This window comes from Nonomuraea sp. NPDC049607, from assembly GCF_040675375.1.
Classification (GTDB): Bacteria; Actinomycetota; Actinomycetes; order Streptosporangiales; family Streptosporangiaceae; genus Nonomuraea.
The window spans coordinates 1-17,129 of the sequence record NZ_JBFAOV010000048.1; the positions used below are offsets into that span (position 1 = coordinate 1).

Consider the following 17,129-nt stretch of genomic DNA (forward strand, 5'->3'; position numbering starts at 1 on the left):
GTGCGGTTGCGAGGGTGTCCAGTTCGGTCGTCACAACCCGAGAATGGACATCCTCGCCCTATCTCCGCAGCTACGCCTTGGACTCATTCATCTAGGAGAAACCGGGCGGGCGCAGCGGCGGGTGGGCCGCCTGGAGCTGGGCTGCCAGGGCCAGCAGGTGCGGCTCGCCGCCCGGCGGCGCCACGAGCTGCACGCCGATCGGCAACGCGCTGGAGTGCGTGGCGACCGGCACGGTCATCGCCGGCCAGCCGCACAGGTTCCAGGGGCCGGTGGTGGGCGCGTACCTGACGTTGACCAGCAGGTTGGGCAGGAGGCCGCGCCCGGCCCAGCGGTCGGCGCGCGGCGGGAGCGCGGCGAGCGCCGGCGTGATCATCACGTCGGCGTCGCCGAACCAGGTGTCGGCGCCGTAGCCGCTCCAGCGCTCGCGGCCGCGCCGGCCGTCCAGACCGATCCTGGTGAGCACGCGTCCGGCGCGGGCGAGTGCGCGGGTGCGGCGTTCAAGACCGCGCGGGTCGAGGCCGTCCGCCGCGGCGGCGGCCCGGCCCAGCCAGGTGGCCACCGCGGCGGGGCCGAGCCAGGCGGGCAGGCGGTGCGGGTGCTCGACCACGGTGTGCCCGGCCTGCCGCAACGTCTCGGCCGCCGCTCGCACCGCCCCCTGGAACTCCCGGTCGACGGGCAGGCCCGGCGGCAGCGGCTGCGGGGCGTAGGCCACCCGCAGGTCGAACGGCTCCGGGCTGTCCTGGGGCGGCTGCGGCTCCCACACCTCGTCGTCGTCGGCCCACACCGAGCGGAGCATGCGCGGCTTCGGCTCGACCCGGTGGCCGGTACGCCACGCCTCGGCCAGCGCCGGGTCGGCGGCCAGCACGGACAGCGCGAGCGACAGGTCGGCCGCGGTCGTGGCCAGGGGGCCGTTCTCGGTGAGCCCGTCCCAGTCGTCGGCGGGCGGGGGGACCAGGCCGGTCCCCGGCTTGACGGCCAGCACGCCGCAGCAGGCGCCCGGGATGCGCAGCGACCCCATGCCGTCGTTGCCGAGCGCGATCGGGACCATCCCGGCCGCCACCGCCGCCGCGCTGCCCGAGGAGGAGCCGCCGGCGGTGCGGGCGAGGTTCCAGGGGTTGCGGACGACGCCGTACGGGCCGTCGCCGAAGCCGACCAGCCCCAGCTCCGGCAGGTTCGTCAGCCCGACGACCACCGCGCCCGCCGCGCGCAGCCGGGCCACGGCCGGATGGTCCTCCGGGGCGGGCGTGCCGGGGGTGGCGGCCGAGCCGCCGCGGGTGGGCTCGCCGGCCACCTCCAGGTTGTCCTTGACGGCCACCGGCACCCCGGCGAGCGGCAGGTCGGCCAGGTCGCGGCGGTCGTCCAGCGCCCGCGCCTCGTCCACCGCCCGCTGCCTGACCAGCCGGAACGCGCCCACCTGGGAATCCCGTTCGGAGATGCGGCGAAGGTGCTCCGCCACCACGGTCGTGGCCGTCACCTCGCCGCGCCGGACGGCCGTCGCGATCTCGATGGCGGTCCTGCCTGCCCACAACATGTCTAGAGTGTGCAGGTTTTCACTCTTCCTTGCGAGAGCTCCTGCCCGGCTCCCGCCCGGCCTCCTTCAACGCCAGCCGCAGCGCGAACTCGATCTGCGCGTTGATGCTGCGCAGGTCGTCGGCCGCCCACTTGGCGATGGCGTCGTAGACGGCCGGATCGAGGCGGAGCAGGAGCTTCTTGCGCTCAGGCATACAGACTGCCGGCGTTCACCACCGGCTGGGTCGCCCGATCGCCGCACAGGACGACCAGGAGGTTGGAGACCATCTGGGCCTTGCGCTCCTCGTCGAGCTCCACGACCCCCTCCGCGGCCAGCCGGTCGAGCGCGAGCTGGACCATGCCGACCGCGCCCTCGACGATCCTGGTGCGGGCGGCGACCACCTGGCCGGCCTGCTGGCGCACGAGCATCGCCTGGGCGATCTCCGGCGCGTAGGCCAGGTGGGTGATGCGGGCCTCCAGGATCTCGATCCCGGCCAGCTCGGTGCGCTCGCGCAGCTCGGCGGTCAGCTCGCCGGCGACCTCGGCGCCGTCGCGCAGGCTGGTGCGCTCGGGCTCGTGCGAGTCGTACGGGTGGGTGGTCGCGAGGTGCCGCACGGCGGCCTCGGACTGGATCGCGATGTACTGCTCGTAGTCGTCGACGGAGAAGGCGGCCTTGGCCGTGTCGGTGACCTTGTAGACCACCACCGAGGCGATCTCGACCGGGTTGCCGTCGGCGTCGTTGACCTTGAGCTTGGCGGTCTCGAAATTGCGGACCCGGCGGCTGATCCGGCGCTTGGTGGTGAACGGCGCCACCCACTGGAGCCCCGCCACGTCGACCGTGCCGACGTAGCGGCCGAGGAACTGCACGACCTTCGCCTCGTTGGGGTTGACCACGGTGAAGCCGGAGGCCATGAGCGCGAAGAGCACGATCCAGGCTATGCCGAGCGTCTCGAACGAGACCAGCGCCGCGCCGCCCGCCAGCAGGAGGAGGACGAGCAGGACCAGGAATCCGTTGATCCGGAAAGCACGACGTTCCATCGCGACTCCTTGCTATCGAAGTGATATCACCATGATAGCCATATAAACTCCATGCGCGTGAACGGATCTTCACTTGCCGTCGGCCAGCGCTCGCTGGGCGACCCCTCGATCGAGTTCCCGTTGTCCCCGCCGCTCACGAAGGGCTGTCCGCGTACCAGCACCGACGAGATCGCCTATCCGGTCGAGGTCGTCTACGACTACGGCCGCGTCGACAAGGTCCTGTTCGACCAGGAGCCGGGGCCGGACATCGCGCGCTGGTCGCCGCTGCTGCCGTCCCTGGAGGCGCCCACGCTGGGCGAGGGCGGCACCCCGCTGCTGGAGTTCGACGGGATCCACCTCAAGGACGAGTCCCAGAACCCGACCTGGTCGCACAAGGACCGGCTGAACCGCGTTGCGGTCAGCGCGGCCGTGGCGGAGGGGGCGGCCGGGGTGGTGGTGGCCTCGTCGGGCAACCACGGCGCCTCGGCCGCCGCGTACGCCGCCCGCGCCGGGCTGCCCGCCATCGTGCTGGCCTCGGCGGAGTCGCCGGCCGCGGTGCAGGCGTTCGTGCGGGCGTACGGGGCCAAAGTGTTCTCCATGCCGGCCGACGAGCGGTGGCCGCTGCTGCGGGAGATCGTGGACCGGCTCGGATACCACCCGGTCAGCAACCAGACCGTGACCCACACCGGCCATCCGTACGGGCCCGAGGGGTACAAGACGATCGCGTACGAGCTGTTCCTCCAGCTCGGACGGGTGCCCGCGGCGGTCTTCGCGCCCACGGGCTACGCCGAGTTGCTGTTCGGGGTGTGGAAGGGCTTCACCGAACTGCGGCTGCTCGGGCTGGCCGGGGGTGTGCCGCGGATGTTCTCCTGCGAGCCGGCCGCGGGCGGCCCCAACGCGCGGGCCCTGGCCGACGGGGCGCCCGCGGCGATCGTCGAGCTGGGGGCCAGCGCGGCGTACGGGATCGCGGGGTCGGTCGGCGGGCACCGGGGCGTGCTGGCGGTGCGCGACAGCGGCGGCGAGGCGGTGCTCGTGACGGACGACGAGATGCGCGCGGCCCAGCGGGACCTGGCGCGGCAGGGGGTGTGGCAGGAGCTGTCGGGGGCGGCGGGCCTGGCGGCCTACCGGAAGCTGCGCCGGGACTTCGACGGGCCGGTGGTGTGCGTGGGCACGTCGAGCGGGTTCAAGGACCTGGGGGTGGGCGAGGAGACCCACCCGGCCCGCACGGGTCTGACCCTGGCCGACCTGACGGACTGACGCCTCCTGCCCGCCGCCCCCTCGGCCTTCGGCCCCCGGCCCTCGGCCTTCGGCCCCCGGCCCTCGGCCTTCGGCCCCCGGCCCTCGGCCTTCGGCCCCCGGCCCTCGGCCCTCTTGCGCCCGGCCCTACCCCTCAGGGCTTGAGCAGGATGCGGAGAGGGCCGAGGGTGGTGAAGCCGTGGGCGAGGGCGGCCGACGGGTCGCTCTCGTAGCCGACCAGCGGGCGGCCGGGCAACAGCTCGGCCGCCATCGCCACTGTGCCCTCCCAGGCGGCGGACTCGTCGCAGCCGGCCGCGAAGACGTTCGAGACGCCCGTCACCGTGCCGCTCGCGTTGAGCGCCGCGCCGCAGACCACGTCACCCCCGATCCGGCCGCACACCAGCCGCACGTCGGGATCGTCGAGCAGCGCGGGCGGGAACAGGCCGGGCGCGCCGCCGGAGAAGCAGGCCGCCGCCCACTCCTCCAGCGTTCGCGGGTCGCCGGCCACTTCCCACACGACCGGGTCCCCGGTGGCCGCCCGGAGGGGACGCCGCGGCGCGTCCGGAGCGGGCCGGCCGATCCACTGGGCGGAGAACAGCACGTCGAAGCCGGGCAGGTCGAGCGTGCCGAAGCTGTCCTTGACCGAGGCGCCCGAGCCCGCGTCGATGCCGCCGAGCACGTCGGCCGCCCCGGCGCCGGGGGAGAGCGTGACGGCGTCGGGATAGAGGACGGGGGTCCTGGCCGGGTTGGTCCAGGCGAGCGGGCCGAAGACGCCGGGACGGCCGTGCGTCCGGCACATCGTGTCGCACCAGGCGGCGTTGTTGCGGACGGCTTCGTCGATCAAGGTCGGCTCCGGTTGACGCGGCGGGTGGGCGGCGCGGTGAGTGGATCCTCCGGCCATGGGTGCTTAGGGTAACGTCCCCTCATTTCGGCCCGTACGGACCGGTAGGCGTCCCGCCAGAACGACGCCAGATCGGCGGTCACCGCCACCGGACGGCCCGCCGGGGACAGCAGATGGACCAGCAGGGGCACCCCGGCGATCCGCGGCGTCTCCTCCCAGCCGAACAGTTCCTGCAACTTCACCGCCAGCACCGGCTGCTCGCCGGAGTAGTCGACCCTGATCCGCGAGCCGCTGGGGACCTCGACGTGTTCGGGGGCCACGTTCTCCAGGCGCTCGCTCCACGGGATCAGGCGGCGCAGGGCGGCGGCCACGTCGATGCGCTCGACGTCGGCCCGGCGGCGGGCCCTGGACAGCTCCGGCTCCAGCCACTGGTCGGCCAGGGCGATCAGGTCGTCGGTGGCGGGCCACGGGGGGCCGATCGCGCGGTGGGCGAAGGTCAGGCGGTCCTTGAGTTCTCTGGCGGGTCTCGTCCAGGTCAGCAGGTCTTCGGTGCGGAGGCCGTGCAGGATGGCGGGGCGTACGTCGGCGTCCTTGAGCGGGGTGGACGACAGCTCGATCGCGCCCAGGCGTTCGACCACGCGGGCCGACACGTCGCCGCGCCGCTCGCCCGGCGGGACCCGCCAGGTGACCTCCTCCTCGACCGTCGTGGGCAGGGCCAGCCTGGCGACCTCCTCGTCGATCACCACGGCCTGGCGCACGCGGGCCGAGGCCGAACCCGTGGGCCTGTCGGCGACGGCGATCGCCAGCCACGGCGCGGTGGACAGCCTGGAGCCCTCGGCGAGCTGGGCCTGCGTGCCCGACGCCATGAGGTACCCGCCGCCGCGCCGCCGCGCCACCCGCTCCGGGAACGCCAACGCCACCGCCATCCCGGCCAGCACGTCGTCACTCACCTCCCGGCCGCCGGCCCCTTCACCGGAGGAACGGGGGCCCGCAGGCGTCGGGGAGGAGCCGGTACCGGAGGAGCGGGGGCCCGCGGGGGGCGGGGCGGCCGGGGGCTGCGTGGCGGCTCGGGTGAGGCGGGTGGTTTCCCGGCGCCAGCGGGCGGCGAAGCCCGTGCCGCCCCTCCGGGCCGTACGCCAGACCTCGGCGAGGTCGTCGCCCGCGTCCTTGGGCAGTTGCTCCGACAGCAGCGCCACCACCTCGGCGGCCCGCGGGCCGAGGTCGATCAGGGCCCTGGCCAGGCGGGGATGCACGCCCGCCAGCGCCATGCGCCGCCCGCGACCGGTCACCCGCCCGGCCTCCAGCGCGCCCAGAGCCTCCAGGGTGCGGACGGCGGCCGCCATCGCGGCGGGCGGCGGCCGGTCGAGCAGGGCCAGGCCGACCGCGTCGGCGTCGCCCCAGCAGGCCGCCTGGAGCGCGAACCCGGTCAGGTCGGCGAGTGCGATCTCCGGCCGCGCGTGGTCGGCCAGGCGCTCGTGCTCGGCCGCCGACCAGCAGCGGTACACGGCGCCCGGGGCCTCCCGCCCGGCGCGGCCGGCCCGCTGGTCGGCGGACGCCTTCGAGACCCTGACCGTGGTGAGCGACCCGAGCCCCCGGGCGTGGTCGGTACGGGGCTCGCGGGCCAGCCCCGAGTCCACCACCACGCGGACACCCGGCACCGTCAGGCTCGACTCGGCCACCGACGTGGCCAGCACGACCCGGCGTCCGGCCCCGGGGGACAGGACGGCGTCCTGCACGCGGGCGGGCGCCTGGCCGTGCACCTGGAGCACGTCGAGGTCGCCCAGCATGCCCGCGACCCTGCCGATCTCGCCCACCCCCGGCAGGAAGCACAGGACGTCGCCGTCGCGCTCGGCGTACGCCCGCCGGACGACCGAGGCCACGTGCGCCAGCAGCGCGGGATCGACGCGCAGGCCGTGGGGCGGCGCGACCGGACGCTCCGGCGGCGCCCACACGGTCTCCACCGGATGGGCCGAACCCGTGGCGGCCACCACCGGCCCGCCGAGCAACAGCGACCAGGGGGCCGCGTCCGCGGTGGCCGACGTGGCCAGCAGCCGCAGATCGGGACGGAGGGTCTCGCGCACGTCGAGCAGGAACGCGAGGGCGGTGTCGGCGTCGAGGTGGCGTTCGTGGCACTCGTCGAGCACGACCGCGTCGACCCCGGCGAGCTCCTGGTCGCGCTGGAGCCGCTGGAGCAGCACGCCGGTGGTGACGACCTCGACCATGGGGTTCGCCCCGGTGTGCCGCTCGCCGCGGATCGTGTAGCTGACGCCCATGCGTCGGGCCGCCGCGCGTACGGCCAGCCGCCGGGGCTCGGCGACCAGCACCCGCAGCCCGGTCTCGGCCAGCGCCAGGGGCACGACCGTGGTCTTGCCCGTGCCGGGCGGCGCGGTGAGGACCGCCGTGCCGTGCCGGTCCAGCGTGGCGAGCAGCTCGGGCAGCGCGTCGTGGATCGGCAGCCGGTCAGGTCGTGGCATGCGAGGCCGACAGCACGGAGTCGAGCAGGCCGGGGAAACGTGCGTCGAGGTCGCCGCGGCGCAGGCTGATGTACTTGAGCCGGCCCTCCTGCTTGGAGACGATCACGCCCGCCTCGCGCAGCGCGCGGTAGTGGTGGGAGGCCGTCGACTTGTGGACGCCGAGATGGTCGCCCGCGGCGGTGCACGTCATCTCGCCCAGGGTGGCCAGGCGGACCACGATCTCCAGCCGGACGGGGTCGGCGAGCGCACGCAGGACCTCGGTGAGCTGGATGTCCTCCTTCGCGGGGTGCGGTAGCAGGCGCATGGTGGCACCCTACCTCCCTCTCATTGTTTGACAACTATCCAACAATAATGACAGTTTGACGGGCGTCCAACTGTTTGACTGGAGGTTCCATGAGTTCCCGGCTCTATCCCCTTGCTGCCGGAAATTTCGCCATCGGTACTGGCATGTTCGTCACCGCTGGGCTGCTCACCCCCATCTCCCGAGACCTCGGGATCTCCACGTCCGCCGCCGGGCAGCTCATGACCGTGTTCGCCCTGGCGTACGCGGTGTTGTCGCCCTTGTTGGCCGCGCTCACCGCCCGGCTGTCGCGCAAGCGGCTGCTGCTGACGGCGCTGGCCGTGTTCGTCGCGGGCAACGTGTTGACCGCGCTGGCTCCGACGTACCCGCTGGTCATGGCCACGCGGGTGGTGGCCGCGGCCGGCGCGGCGATGTTCACGCCGACCGCCTCCGGCGTGGCCAACGCGCTGACCTCGCCCGACCGGCGCGGGCGGGCGCTGGCGCTGGTGATGGGCGGGCTGTCCGTCTCCTCGGCCGTCGGTGTGCCGCTGGGCACCTGGCTGGGCTCGGTCTCGGGCTGGCGGGCGACGTTGTGGCTGGTCGTCGGCCTGGGCGTGGTCGGGTTCGCCGGGGTGGCGGCCCTCGTGCCCGACGTCCGGATCGCCGTGTCGGGACGGCTCGGCGAGCGGTTCGCGCCGCTGGCCGACCGGCGGGTGCTGGTGGTGCTGGTCACGCAGCTGCTGATGTTCGGCGCCGGGTTCACCGCCTACACCTACATCGGGTCGCTGTTCGACCTGCCGCTGCCGGCCGTGCTGTGGGCGTGGGGGCTCGGCGGCATCGTGGGCAACCAGCTCGGCGGGCGCCTCACCGACGCGTACGGGCCGCGCAGGATGGTGCTGATCGGCCTGGCCGCCTCCACGGTGTTCCTGGCCCTGATCCCCGTCGCCAACCTGGCCCTGCCGATCGCCCTGGTCTGGGCGCTCCTGTGGGGCGCGCTCGGCTGGCTGATCGCGCCGGCCCAGCAGTTCAGGACGGTGGCCGCGGTGCCGGGCAACGTCTCGATCGGGCTGGGCCTGCTGGCCTCCGCCCAGTACGTGGGCCTCTTCGCGGCCGGCATCGCGGGCGGCGTGGCCCTGGACGCCTACGGCAGGACCGGGGTGGTCGTGCTGGCCACCGGGCTGGGCCTGGTGGCGCTGGTGTTCACCCTGGTCACCTACCCCCGGGTGGCGGCGGTCTCGTCGAGCGGGAGCGTGCCCGTCAAGTAGTGCTGGACGTTGGGCGCGGTCAGGGCCGCCACCTGGCGGGCGGGCAGCGAGGCCAGCGGGTCGAGCTTGAGCATGTAGCGGATCATGGCCAGGCCGAGCAGTTGCGAGGCCGCCAGCAGCGCGCGGACCTCGGGCTGCCCGCCGGGCAGCCGGCGGGCGATCGGGGCCAGCAGTTCCCTGCCCAGCAGCTCCTTCAGCAGCGCGGCCGTGGCCGGGGTGGCGGCGGCCGCGTGCAGCAGGGCGGAGAGGCGGGGGCCGTGCTCCGGGTGCTCCCACAGCTCCAGGTAGCGGGTCACCAGCCGCTCGCCCATGCCCGGCACGTCGCCGTCGAGGGCGCCGACCATCAGCGCGACCGGCATGCTGGCCTTGATCGCGGCCTCGAACAGGCCGTCCTTGCTGCCGAAGAAGTGCATCACCAGGGCCGGATCGACGCCCGCGGCCCGCGCCACGGCCCTGATCGTGGTGCCGCCGTAGCCGTGGGCGGCGAAGGACTCCATGGCCGCTTCCAGGATCTCGTGCCTGGTCTGCGGGTTTCCCGGTCGTCTTCCGCGTTCCTCGGCCATGGGGCTATTCAACCACGTGGAATTCATCTACCCTCAAATTCAACATCGATGAACTCATCAGGTGGTGAAAAATGCGCAGGATCATTGGCCTCGTCATCGGGGTCGCCCTGCTCGGGATGCTCTTCGCCGGGTCGTTCCTCGGGGCCTTCCACGCGCCCGAACCGCACGGCGTCCCCGTCGCCGTCGTCGCGCCCGCCGAGCAGGTCGGGCAGCTCCAGGGCGGCATCGACGGGCGGCGGGCCGGGGCGTTCACATTGAGGGCGTACGGCTCGGCCGCGGCCGCGCGGGCCGCGCTGCTGGACAGGGAGGTCGACGCCGTGCTGGTCCCGGCGGAGGGCCGGCTGGTGGTGGCGAGCGCGGGCGGCCGCACCGGGGCGACGGTGATCACCGCTGCCTTCCAGGTGGCCGCGCAGGCGCAGGGCCGCACCCTGAAGGTCGAGGACGCCGTGCCGCTGCCGCCCGGAGACGCCGGCGGCATCTCCGGCATGTTCTACGTGCTCAGCGTGATCCTGCCGGGGATCGCGCTGTCCGTTCTGCTCGCCCGGGTCGCGCCGGGGCTGGGCCTGGCGGCACGGGCCGGCGTCCTGCTGGCGGGCTCGCTGGTGGCGGGCACGGCGAACGCGTGGCTGGCCGACGTCGTGTTCGGCGCGCTGCCGGGCAGCTTCGGGCCGCTGGTGGCGGTCTCGGCGGGCATCGCGCTCGCGGTCGGCCTGGTGGTCGCCGGGCTGGTCAAGGTCATCGGCACGCCGGGCGTCGGGGTGGCGGCGCTGCTGTTCGTCCCCATCGGGCTGCCGGCGAGCGGCGGGCCGCTCGGCGCCCGCTACATCCCCGAGTGGTACGCCGCCGTCGGCCGCGTCCTGCCCGTCGGCCCGGCCGCCGAGGCGGTGCGCAACACGGTGTTCTTCGGCGGGGCCGCCCTGTGGACGCCGATCGGGGTGCTGGCCCTGTGGGCGCTGCTCGGCCTGGTCCTGCTCGCCCTGCCGGGACGCCGGGCGCAGGCGGCTCCCGCCGTCCCGCGCACGCCGGTGGCGGCCTGATCTTCTCCGCCTCGGAGGTGACCTCCGGTCGCCCAGCAGGCGGACGACGGGTGGCGGCGCCGGCACGTACCGTCGCCGGCATGTTCAGGAATCAGGTGACCTTCCGCCGCGTCGCGGCGGGCACGCTGCTCATCGTGGCCCCGCTCCTCCAGACCGTGGCCGTCGTCCTCGACCCCGGCACGTGGGGCGACTCCCGGGAGGCGGTCAGCTACGGCGACAACCCCGCCCTCGCCCAGGCCGAGTCCGCGCTCTACCACTGGAGCTGGCTGCTCATGGCCCTGGCGGCCCTCGGCCTGGTGCACCTCACCAGGCGCCGGGTCACGGTGCTCGGGCACATCGCGGGCGCGGCCACGGTCGTCGGCTACATCTCGATGTCCGCCCTGCTGATGATGGACCCCGTCGAGTGGTGGCTGGGCCGCCACAACCCGCCGGACCAGGCGCAGAAGATCCTCGACGAGATGCTGAACCTGCCCGGCGTGATCTTCGGCTTCCAGATCCCGTGGATGTTCTTCGGGCTGCTCGGCCTGCCGCTGCTGGTCGCCGCCGTGTGGCGGACCGGGTTCGTCGGCTGGTGGGTGCCGCTGCTCGTCCTCGTCGGGTACGTCGTCTCCTTCCCCATCGAGTACGGCCCCCTGACCGTGCTGTTCTGGGCCCTGCCCGTCGTCGGCCTCGGCTGGACCGGCCTGAAGGTGCTGCGCATGGGCGACGAGGCCTGGGCGTCCTACTACCCTTCGCCCGCCCTCGACCGGACGGCCGTCCCGGCCCAGTCGGCCTAGATCGACTAGGCCGGGATCCAGTTCAGGGTGACCGCCAGGATGACGAAGAAGCCCAGGAGGATGCGGTAGATCACGAACGCGGTGAAGCGGTGGGTGCTGATGTACTTCAGGAACCACGCCACCGCCGCGTAGCCGACGGCGAACGAGATCAGCGTCGCCAGGATGGTGGGCCCCCAGGCGGGGGCCTGGTGCTCGCCGATGTCCTTCAGCTCGAACGCGCCTGAGGCCAGCACGGCGGGGACGGCCAGCAGGAACGAGTATTTGGCGGCGTCCTCGCGGCGGTAGTCGAGCAGCAGGCCCGCCGTGATCGTGCCGCCCGAGCGGGAGACGCCCGGGATGAGGGCCAGCGCCTGCGCGAAGCCGTAGACGACGGCGTGGGTGAAGCTGAGGTGCTTCTCCAGGGTGAGCTTGTTGCGCGCGGTGCGGTCGGCGAACCACAGGATGCAGCCGAAGACGATCAGCGTCGTGCCGACCACGCGCAGGTCGCGGAAGACGGTCTCGATCTGGTCCTTGAACGCCAGGCCGAGCACGCCGATCGGGAGCGTGCCGACGATGACGTACCAGCCCATGCGCGCGGCCCAGTGGCCGCGCAGCTCTCTGTCCCACAGGGAGCGGACCCAGGTGGAGACGATCTCCCACAGCTCCTTGCGGAAGTAGATGAGCACCGCGGCCTCGGTGCCGAGCTGGATGACCGCCGTGAAGGCCGCCCCCGGGTCCTGCCAGCCGAAGAAGGCCGAGACCACACGGATGTGGGCGCTGGAGGAGATCGGCAGGAACTCCGTGAGCCCCTGGACGAGCCCCAGCACCACCGCTTCGAGCCAGCCGATCACGACTACACCTTCCGGTTACGGGAGTGACCAGGGTGAGGTTAGCGGAAACGGAGGCCGTGCAGTTGCCCGCCCGGAACGTTGAGCGGGGTCGGCCGGAGCCGGCCCGCCCTCAGCGTCCGGCCCACGCCGCGGCGTTGGCCCCGGCGTAGTCGGCGAAGTCGCGGGCCGGACGGCCGAGCGCCTCCCGGACGCCGTCCGCCAGGTGGGCGTTGCGGCCGTCGAGCACCTCGGTGAACAGCCCGGTCAGCCCCTCGGCCTCCTCCTTCGGCACGCCCGCCGCCACCGCCCCGGCCACGTACTCCTCCGGCGTGACCTGGATCGAGATGATCGTGCGGCCCGTGGCCTTCGACAGCTCGGCCGCCGCGTCGGCGAACGTCAGCAGCCTCGGGCCGGTCAGCTCGTACAGGCGGCCCCCGTGCCCGTCCTGGGTGAGGGCGGCCACGGCCACGTCGGCGATGTCGTCGGCGTCCACGAACGGCTCGGCCACGTCGGCCACCGGGATCGCCAGCACGCCGTCGAGGACCTGGTCGAAGAGGAAGCCCTCGCTGAAGTTCTGCATGAACCAGCCGCAGCGCACGATCGTCCACTCCAGGCCGGAGTCCCGCACGGTCTGCTCGCTCGCCTCGGCGCCCGGCTCGCCCCGGCCCGACAGCAGCACCAGCCGCCGCACTCCGGCCTCCGCGGCGAGCCGGGTGAGTTCCCGGACGTCCTCGTACGCGCCGGGCAGGGCCAGGTCGGGGTAGTAGGCGACGTACACGGCCTCGACGCCGTCGAGCGCGGCGGCCCAGGTGGAGCGGTCGGCCCAGTCGAAGGACGGGGTGGCCGAGCGGGAGCCGATCCGCACGGGGAGGCCGAGAGAGGTGAGCCGGTCAGCGATGCGGCGGCCGGTCTTGCCGGTCCCGCCCAGAACCAAAATCGTCATGCATCTAGTAAGCCGTCATACCCATAAGACTCTCCATGGTTGAGAAGCGCGTTGCCATATGCGATCGTCTAGCCCATGGATCAGCTCGCGGCATTGCTCGACGGACCGAGAGCGCGGAGCGCCTTCCTGCTCCGGTCGGTCCTCGACCCGCCGTGGTCGATGCGCATCCAGGACGAGGCCCCACTCACGCTCGTGGCACTGGTGTCGGGCGAGGCGTGGGTGATGCCGGACAAGGGCGGGCCTACCCGCCTCGCCCCCGGGCAGGTGGCCATCCTGCGGGGGCCCGAGCCGTACGTGGTGGCCGACGACCCCGGCACCGCGCCGCAGATCGTCATCCACCCCGGCCAGCGCTGCGCCACCGTCAACGGGGAGTCGCTGTACCAGTCGATGGACCTTGGCGTGCGCACCTGGGGCAACGACGCCGAGGGCGGCACCGTGCTGATCACCGGCACGTACACGATGGAGGGCGAGGTCAGCAGGCGGCTGCTCGACGCGCTGCCCCAGCTGCTCGTGCAGCCCGGCGGGCCGATCATCGCGCTGCTCGGCGCCGAGATCGTCAAGGACGACCCGGGCCAGTCGGCGGTGCTCGACCGGCTGCTCGACCTGCTGCTGATCGCGGTGCTGCGGTCGTGGTTCGCCACGCACGAGGCGCCCGCCTGGTACCGCGCGATGGGCGACCCGATCGTGGGCAGGGCCATGCGGATGTTGCACAACAACCCCGCCCACCCCTGGACGGTCGCCGCGCTCGCCGCCGAGGTGGGGGTCTCCAGGGCGGCGCTGGCCAGGCGGTTCACCGACCTGGTGGGGGAGCCGCCGATGTCCTTCCTCACCGACTGGCGTCTGGCGCTGGCCGCCGACCTGCTGCGCGAGCCCGACGCCACGATCGGCTCGGTGGCCAGGAAGGTCGGTTACGGCAGCCCGTTCGCGCTCAGCGCGGCCTTCAAGCGCGTACGCGGCATCAGCCCCCAGGAGCATCGCACCGGAGCGGCGAGATGAAGCCCCTGCTGCTGCTCGACGTCGACGGCGTGCTCAACCCGATGGGCCGCCCCACGCCCGACTTCCGGCGCTACCGCTGCACGATCGGCACCGACGTCTACACCGTGCACCTCAACCCCCGCCACGGCCGCAGGCTCCTCGACCTGGCCCTGACCACGGGCGCCGAGCTGGTCTGGGCCACCACCTGGGAGCACCACGCCAACGAGTGGATCGCCCCCAGGATCGGCCTGCCCGCGCTCCCGGTCATCACCATGAACCCCGACCAGCCCCGGACCGAGCACGGCGAGATGTTCAAGACGCCGTACGTCGCGGCGTACGCCGGGCGGCGGCCGTTCGTGTGGTTCGACGACCAGGTGTGGGCCCAGGACGAGGAGTACCTCAGGGTGCATCAGGGTCTGGAGAATTTCCTCCTGGTCCACGTCGACCCCAGACATGGACTGACCAGGGAACATCTGGGAATGGCACATGAGTGGCTGACCCTTACAGGGTTTTCTCAGGGTCCCTAGCGGGATATCGGCGGCACTGCTGTCCGTTTCACCGGTAGGTCATCACGACACGGAGGAACAGCATGTACCGCTCAAGGGAGCACAGGATTCTGGCCGGCGTCTGCGGCGGGCTCGCCGACAAGATGGGCCTGCCCCCCACCCTCGTCCGGATCCTCTGGCTGCTGCTGTCGCTCATCCCCGGGCCGCTGTGGGTGGTCTACGTCGCCATGTGGATCCTCATCCCGGAGGAGCCGAGGGGCTACTCCGCCCACTGATGCGTCGGCCGGGCCGCCGAACCACCGCGTGAGCGCCGCCTCGGCGGGCTCCGCGCAGGGTTCGGCCCAGGCCACGTAACCGTCGGGGCGCACCAGCAGCCCGCGGTCACCGCGTACGACGTCCACCCGATCGGCCCAGCGCGCCCCGGCGGCGAGCAGGGCCGGGTCGGAGGTGACGAGCAGCCCGCGCCCGTCGTCCAGCCGCAGCCCCTCGGGCATGAAGGCGCCGACGAGCGGGTTCGGGCCCGGCGCGTACCGGACCGACACCGCGCTCACGTCCTCGGCCAGCTTCCTGTTGGCCTCCGGCACGGTCATGAGCTGGGCGAACAGGTCGCGCAGCCGGGTCGTCCCGGCGTCCGGCGCGGCCAGCTCGACCTGCTGGAGCGTGTTCGCCAGCACGTCGGCGGCGACCGGGTGGCGTTCGGCGTGATAGCTGTCGAGCAGCCCGGCGGGGGCCGTCCCGCGCACCGCCAGGGCCAGTTTCCAGCCCAGGTTGACGGCGTCCTGGAGGCCGGTGTTCATCCCCTGGCCGCCGAACGGCATGTGCACGTGGGCCGCGTCCCCGGCCAGGAACACCCGGCCGGCCCGGTATCGCTCGGCCTGCCTGGCCGCGTCGGAGAAGCGGGACAACCAGGTCGCGCCGGTGATCTCGGGTGCGGCGTCCCCGAGGTGCCGGCGTACGCCCGCCGCGAACTCCTCGATCGTCACGGGCGCGTCCCTGTCCTCGTGCACCCGGCCGTAGTCGACGGTCAGCATCCTGGTCGAGCCGTCGGGCCGGACGAACGGCCACTGGAACAGGCCGTGGCCGGTGCGGAGCCAGCCGGTCGGCGTGCCGCCGACGACCGTGACGTCCCCGACGTAGGCGGCCACGGTGGCGGGGGTGCCGGGGAAGGCGATCCCGGCCAGCTTGCGCACCGCGCTCCGGCCGCCGTCGCAGCCGACGAGCCAGCTCGCCCGGTACGTCGTGCCGTCGCCGGTCTCGACCGTCACGCCCGACCCGTCCTGGGCCAGCCCGGTCACCGCCCGGCCCCGGACGATCTCCGCGCCCAGCTCCAGCGCCCGCGCCTCCAGGATCTCCTCCACCCGCGACTGCGGGACCAGCAGCCCGTACGGGTGCGGGGTCCGTGTGGCCGTGAGGTCGAGCACCCGCATGCCGGCGAAGTGTTGTAACGCCAGCTGGGGCGCGTCTTCGAGCCGGTCGAGCAGCCCGCGCATGGCGAAGGTGTCGACCGAGCGGGGGTGCAGGTTGAGCGCCCTGGACAGCCCCGTGGGCGCGGCGAGCCGTTCGAGCACGAGCGTGCGCACGCCGTGCAGGCGCAGCTCACAGGCCAGCATCAGCCCGGCCGGGCCGGCCCCGGCGATGACGACGTCCATCCGCGTCTCCTTATCAACGATAAATGCTTATCACTGATAAAGCCTTATCTTTGATAAGTTGTCAAGCGTGGAACGGCGGACGGCGGTACGCGCGGCCCTGCGGCTGCTCAACGAGGTGGGCATCGACGGGCTGACCACCCGCAGGCTGGCCGAGGAGCTGGGCGTGAAGCAGCCGGCCCTCTACTGGCACTTCAAGAACAAGCAGGAGCTGCTCGACGAGATGGCCGAGGAGATGCTCGCCGACACCCTGGAGCGTCTCGACGTGCCGGAGCCGGGCCAGGAATGGGACAACTGGCTCATGTCCCGCGGGCGGGTGATCCGCCGCACGCTGCTGTCGTACCGGGACGGCGCGCTCGTGCACGCGGGCTCCCGGCCCACTCCGCGCCGGCTGGCGGAGGTCCCGGAGCTCATCAGGCCGCTGACCGAGGCGGGCTTCACCGGGGAGCAGGCGATCAGGGCCCTGATCTCGGTCGGCAGGTTCGCGCTCGGCTCGGCGATCGACGAGCGCGGCGCCGCCGTGCCGCTCGACGCGCGGCCGGAGGAGGATCCCGACGGCGACTTCGAGTTCGGGCTGCGTGCGCTGGTGTCCGGGATGCGTCTTATCCTCGAAGGATGAGGGCAAGGCCGCTGACACTCGTCCAGGACGATCTCGTCGACTACGACACGGCGATGGAGCGCATGACCGACCTCGTCGGGCAGCGCCAGCAGGACGAACGGCCGGACACGCTCTGGCTGCTCAGCCACCCGCCGGTCTACACCGTCGGCCGGCGCACCCCGGCCGAACACCTGCCCGACCCCTCGCGCGGCATCCCCGTGCTGGAGACCGGGCGCGGCGGGCAGCTCACCTACCACGGCCCCGGCCAGCTCGTGGGCTATCTCATCGTCAAGCTCGGCGACGACCAGGGCATCGTCGACTACGTGCGCGAGGTGGAGCTGCGCCTGGTGGAGGCGCTGGGCAAGCTCGGCCTGGCCGCCGAGCGGCGCGACACCCCGCCGGGCTCGGAGCTGCTGACCGGCGTCTGGACGTCCGCGACCGGCCGCAAGATCATCTCGATCGGCATGCGCCAGAGCAGGGGCGTCACCAGCCACGGGTTCGCGCTCAACGTCGACGGCGACCTCACGCCCTGGAACTGGGCGGTGGCCTGCGGCATGCCCGACGTGGACATGACCTCGCTCAAGCGCGAGCTGGGCGACATCACCATGCACGACGTGCGGGCCGCCGTGGCGGCCGCCTTCGAGGCGTCCTGAC

Annotated in this window: 18 protein-coding genes and 1 pseudogene; 9 read left to right on the forward strand and 10 right to left on the reverse strand. The window is 73.3% G+C overall.

What is annotated here, in order from left to right; all coding sequences use genetic code 11:
* Positions 1 to 91: 91 nt before the first annotated feature.
* The 3 genes from AB0J97_RS46355 to AB0J97_RS46365 are packed head-to-tail and all read right to left on the reverse strand — an operon-like array spanning position 92 to position 2,547.
* Positions 92 to 1,531: an amidase gene (locus AB0J97_RS46355; RefSeq protein ID WP_357706346.1), complete on the reverse strand. Its 1,440-nt coding sequence runs from the start codon at positions 1,529 to 1,531 to the stop codon at positions 92 to 94.
* Between the two features lie 19 nt (positions 1,532 to 1,550).
* On the reverse strand, positions 1,551 to 1,724 hold the full coding sequence (locus tag AB0J97_RS46360; protein WP_357706347.1) for a hypothetical protein: 174 nt from the start codon (positions 1,722 to 1,724) through the stop codon (positions 1,551 to 1,553).
* Complete coding sequence (locus tag AB0J97_RS46365; RefSeq protein WP_364102274.1) at positions 1,717 to 2,547, reverse strand: SPFH domain-containing protein; 831 nt, start codon at positions 2,545 to 2,547, stop codon at positions 1,717 to 1,719. Before AB0J97_RS46365 ends, AB0J97_RS46360 begins: the two co-directional genes overlap by 8 nt.
* A gap of 57 nt (positions 2,548 to 2,604) precedes the next feature.
* Here AB0J97_RS46365 and AB0J97_RS46370 point away from each other — a divergent pair, with 57 nt between their 5' ends.
* Positions 2,605 to 3,783 (forward strand): pyridoxal-phosphate dependent enzyme, encoded by a 1,179-nt coding sequence (locus AB0J97_RS46370; protein WP_364102277.1) that lies wholly within the window; start codon positions 2,605 to 2,607, stop codon positions 3,781 to 3,783.
* 133 nt (positions 3,784 to 3,916) lie between these two features.
* Here AB0J97_RS46370 and AB0J97_RS46375 read toward each other — a convergent pair whose 3' ends face one another.
* The 3 genes from AB0J97_RS46375 to AB0J97_RS46385 are packed head-to-tail and all read right to left on the reverse strand — an operon-like array spanning position 3,917 to position 7,381.
* A complete protein-coding gene (locus AB0J97_RS46375) occupies positions 3,917 to 4,606 on the reverse strand; it encodes a hypothetical protein (RefSeq protein WP_364102280.1) in 690 nt (229 codons plus the stop codon).
* On the reverse strand, positions 4,603 to 7,077 hold the full coding sequence (gene hrpB / locus AB0J97_RS46380) for an ATP-dependent helicase HrpB (protein WP_364102283.1): 2,475 nt from the start codon (positions 7,075 to 7,077) through the stop codon (positions 4,603 to 4,605). Before hrpB ends, AB0J97_RS46375 begins: the two co-directional genes overlap by 4 nt.
* Positions 7,064 to 7,381 carry a helix-turn-helix transcriptional regulator gene (locus tag AB0J97_RS46385; protein WP_357706352.1) on the reverse strand — a complete coding sequence of 106 codons (318 nt, stop codon included), beginning with the start codon at positions 7,379 to 7,381 and terminating at the stop codon, positions 7,064 to 7,066. The genes hrpB and AB0J97_RS46385 overlap by 14 nt, the downstream gene beginning before the upstream one ends.
* A gap of 89 nt (positions 7,382 to 7,470) precedes the next feature.
* Here AB0J97_RS46385 and AB0J97_RS46390 point away from each other — a divergent pair, with 89 nt between their 5' ends.
* Positions 7,471 to 8,622, forward strand: a complete 1,152-nt coding sequence (locus tag AB0J97_RS46390) for an MFS transporter (RefSeq protein WP_364102286.1) — start codon at positions 7,471 to 7,473, stop codon at positions 8,620 to 8,622.
* Here AB0J97_RS46390 and AB0J97_RS46395 read toward each other — a convergent pair.
* Positions 8,571 to 9,185: a TetR family transcriptional regulator gene (locus AB0J97_RS46395; protein ID WP_364102289.1), complete on the reverse strand. Its 615-nt coding sequence runs from the start codon at positions 9,183 to 9,185 to the stop codon at positions 8,571 to 8,573. The two genes, AB0J97_RS46390 and AB0J97_RS46395, sit on opposite strands and share 52 nt — an antisense overlap.
* A 71-nt stretch (positions 9,186 to 9,256) precedes the next feature.
* Here AB0J97_RS46395 and AB0J97_RS46400 point away from each other — a divergent pair, with 71 nt between their 5' ends.
* On the forward strand, positions 9,257 to 10,222 hold the full coding sequence (locus AB0J97_RS46400) for a hypothetical protein (RefSeq protein WP_364102292.1): 966 nt from the start codon (positions 9,257 to 9,259) through the stop codon (positions 10,220 to 10,222).
* Positions 10,223 to 10,302: 80 nt separating this feature from the next.
* On the forward strand, positions 10,303 to 10,998 hold the full coding sequence (locus tag AB0J97_RS46405) for a hypothetical protein (RefSeq protein WP_357706356.1): 696 nt from the start codon (positions 10,303 to 10,305) through the stop codon (positions 10,996 to 10,998).
* 5 nt (positions 10,999 to 11,003) lie between these two features.
* Here the strand turns inward: AB0J97_RS46405 and AB0J97_RS46410 are convergent, their stop codons facing one another.
* Entirely contained in the window at positions 11,004 to 11,828 is an 825-nt protein-coding gene (locus AB0J97_RS46410; protein ID WP_357706357.1) for an undecaprenyl-diphosphate phosphatase, read from the reverse strand.
* 109 nt (positions 11,829 to 11,937) lie between these two features.
* Positions 11,938 to 12,750, reverse strand: coding sequence for an NAD(P)H-binding protein (locus AB0J97_RS46415; protein ID WP_364102296.1), 813 nt, complete (start codon positions 12,748 to 12,750; stop codon positions 11,938 to 11,940).
* Positions 12,751 to 12,825: 75 nt separating this feature from the next.
* On the opposite strand from AB0J97_RS46415, the gene AB0J97_RS46420 reads away from it, so the two are divergent.
* The 3 genes from AB0J97_RS46420 to AB0J97_RS46430 all read left to right on the forward strand — a co-directional run bounded on the left by AB0J97_RS46420 (position 12,826) and on the right by AB0J97_RS46430 (position 14,506).
* Positions 12,826 to 13,746, forward strand: coding sequence for an AraC family transcriptional regulator (locus AB0J97_RS46420; protein WP_364102299.1), 921 nt, complete (start codon positions 12,826 to 12,828; stop codon positions 13,744 to 13,746).
* On the forward strand, positions 13,743 to 14,252 hold the full coding sequence (locus AB0J97_RS46425; protein WP_364102302.1) for an HAD domain-containing protein: 510 nt from the start codon (positions 13,743 to 13,745) through the stop codon (positions 14,250 to 14,252). The genes AB0J97_RS46420 and AB0J97_RS46425 overlap by 4 nt, the downstream gene beginning before the upstream one ends.
* Before the next feature lie 62 nt (positions 14,253 to 14,314).
* Positions 14,315 to 14,506 (forward strand): PspC domain-containing protein, encoded by a 192-nt coding sequence (locus AB0J97_RS46430; protein WP_125643413.1) that lies wholly within the window; start codon positions 14,315 to 14,317, stop codon positions 14,504 to 14,506.
* A gap of 21 nt (positions 14,507 to 14,527) precedes the next feature.
* On the opposite strand, the pseudogene AB0J97_RS46435 reads toward AB0J97_RS46430, so the two are convergent.
* Positions 14,528 to 15,880, reverse strand: a pseudogene (locus tag AB0J97_RS46435) (FAD-dependent monooxygenase); the annotation flags it as partial.
* Between the two features lie 67 nt (positions 15,881 to 15,947).
* On the opposite strand from AB0J97_RS46435, the gene AB0J97_RS46440 reads away from it, so the two are divergent.
* Entirely contained in the window at positions 15,948 to 16,496 is a 549-nt protein-coding gene (locus AB0J97_RS46440) for a TetR/AcrR family transcriptional regulator C-terminal domain-containing protein (RefSeq protein WP_357706362.1), read from the forward strand.
* Entirely contained in the window at positions 16,493 to 17,128 is a 636-nt protein-coding gene (gene lipB / locus AB0J97_RS46445; protein WP_357706363.1) for a lipoyl(octanoyl) transferase LipB, read from the forward strand. The genes AB0J97_RS46440 and lipB overlap by 4 nt, the downstream gene beginning before the upstream one ends.
* The last annotated feature ends 1 nt before the right edge of the window (position 17,129 follow it).

Coding starts and splice junctions, on each gene's coding strand:
- AB0J97_RS46355 (WP_357706346.1), bottom strand. CDS start 1,531: ATGTTGTGGGCAGGCAGGACCGCCATCGAGATCGCGACGGCCGTCCGG.
- AB0J97_RS46360 (WP_357706347.1), bottom strand. CDS start 1,724: ATGCCTGAGCGCAAGAAGCTCCTGCTCCGCCTCGATCCGGCCGTCTAC.
- AB0J97_RS46365 (WP_364102274.1), bottom strand. CDS start 2,547: ATGGAACGTCGTGCTTTCCGGATCAACGGATTCCTGGTCCTGCTCGTC.
- hrpB (WP_364102283.1), bottom strand. CDS start 7,077: ATGCCACGACCTGACCGGCTGCCGATCCACGACGCGCTGCCCGAGCTG.
- AB0J97_RS46385 (WP_357706352.1), bottom strand. CDS start 7,381: ATGCGCCTGCTACCGCACCCCGCGAAGGAGGACATCCAGCTCACCGAG.
- AB0J97_RS46390 (WP_364102286.1), top strand. CDS start 7,471: ATGAGTTCCCGGCTCTATCCCCTTGCTGCCGGAAATTTCGCCATCGGT.
- AB0J97_RS46395 (WP_364102289.1), bottom strand. CDS start 9,185: ATGGCCGAGGAACGCGGAAGACGACCGGGAAACCCGCAGACCAGGCAC.
- AB0J97_RS46400 (WP_364102292.1), top strand. CDS start 9,257: ATGCGCAGGATCATTGGCCTCGTCATCGGGGTCGCCCTGCTCGGGATG.
- AB0J97_RS46405 (WP_357706356.1), top strand. CDS start 10,303: ATGTTCAGGAATCAGGTGACCTTCCGCCGCGTCGCGGCGGGCACGCTG.
- AB0J97_RS46415 (WP_364102296.1), bottom strand. CDS start 12,750: ATGACGATTTTGGTTCTGGGCGGGACCGGCAAGACCGGCCGCCGCATC.
- AB0J97_RS46420 (WP_364102299.1), top strand. CDS start 12,826: ATGGATCAGCTCGCGGCATTGCTCGACGGACCGAGAGCGCGGAGCGCC.
- AB0J97_RS46425 (WP_364102302.1), top strand. CDS start 13,743: ATGAAGCCCCTGCTGCTGCTCGACGTCGACGGCGTGCTCAACCCGATG.
- AB0J97_RS46430 (WP_125643413.1), top strand. CDS start 14,315: ATGTACCGCTCAAGGGAGCACAGGATTCTGGCCGGCGTCTGCGGCGGG.
- lipB (WP_357706363.1), top strand. CDS start 16,493: ATGAGGGCAAGGCCGCTGACACTCGTCCAGGACGATCTCGTCGACTAC.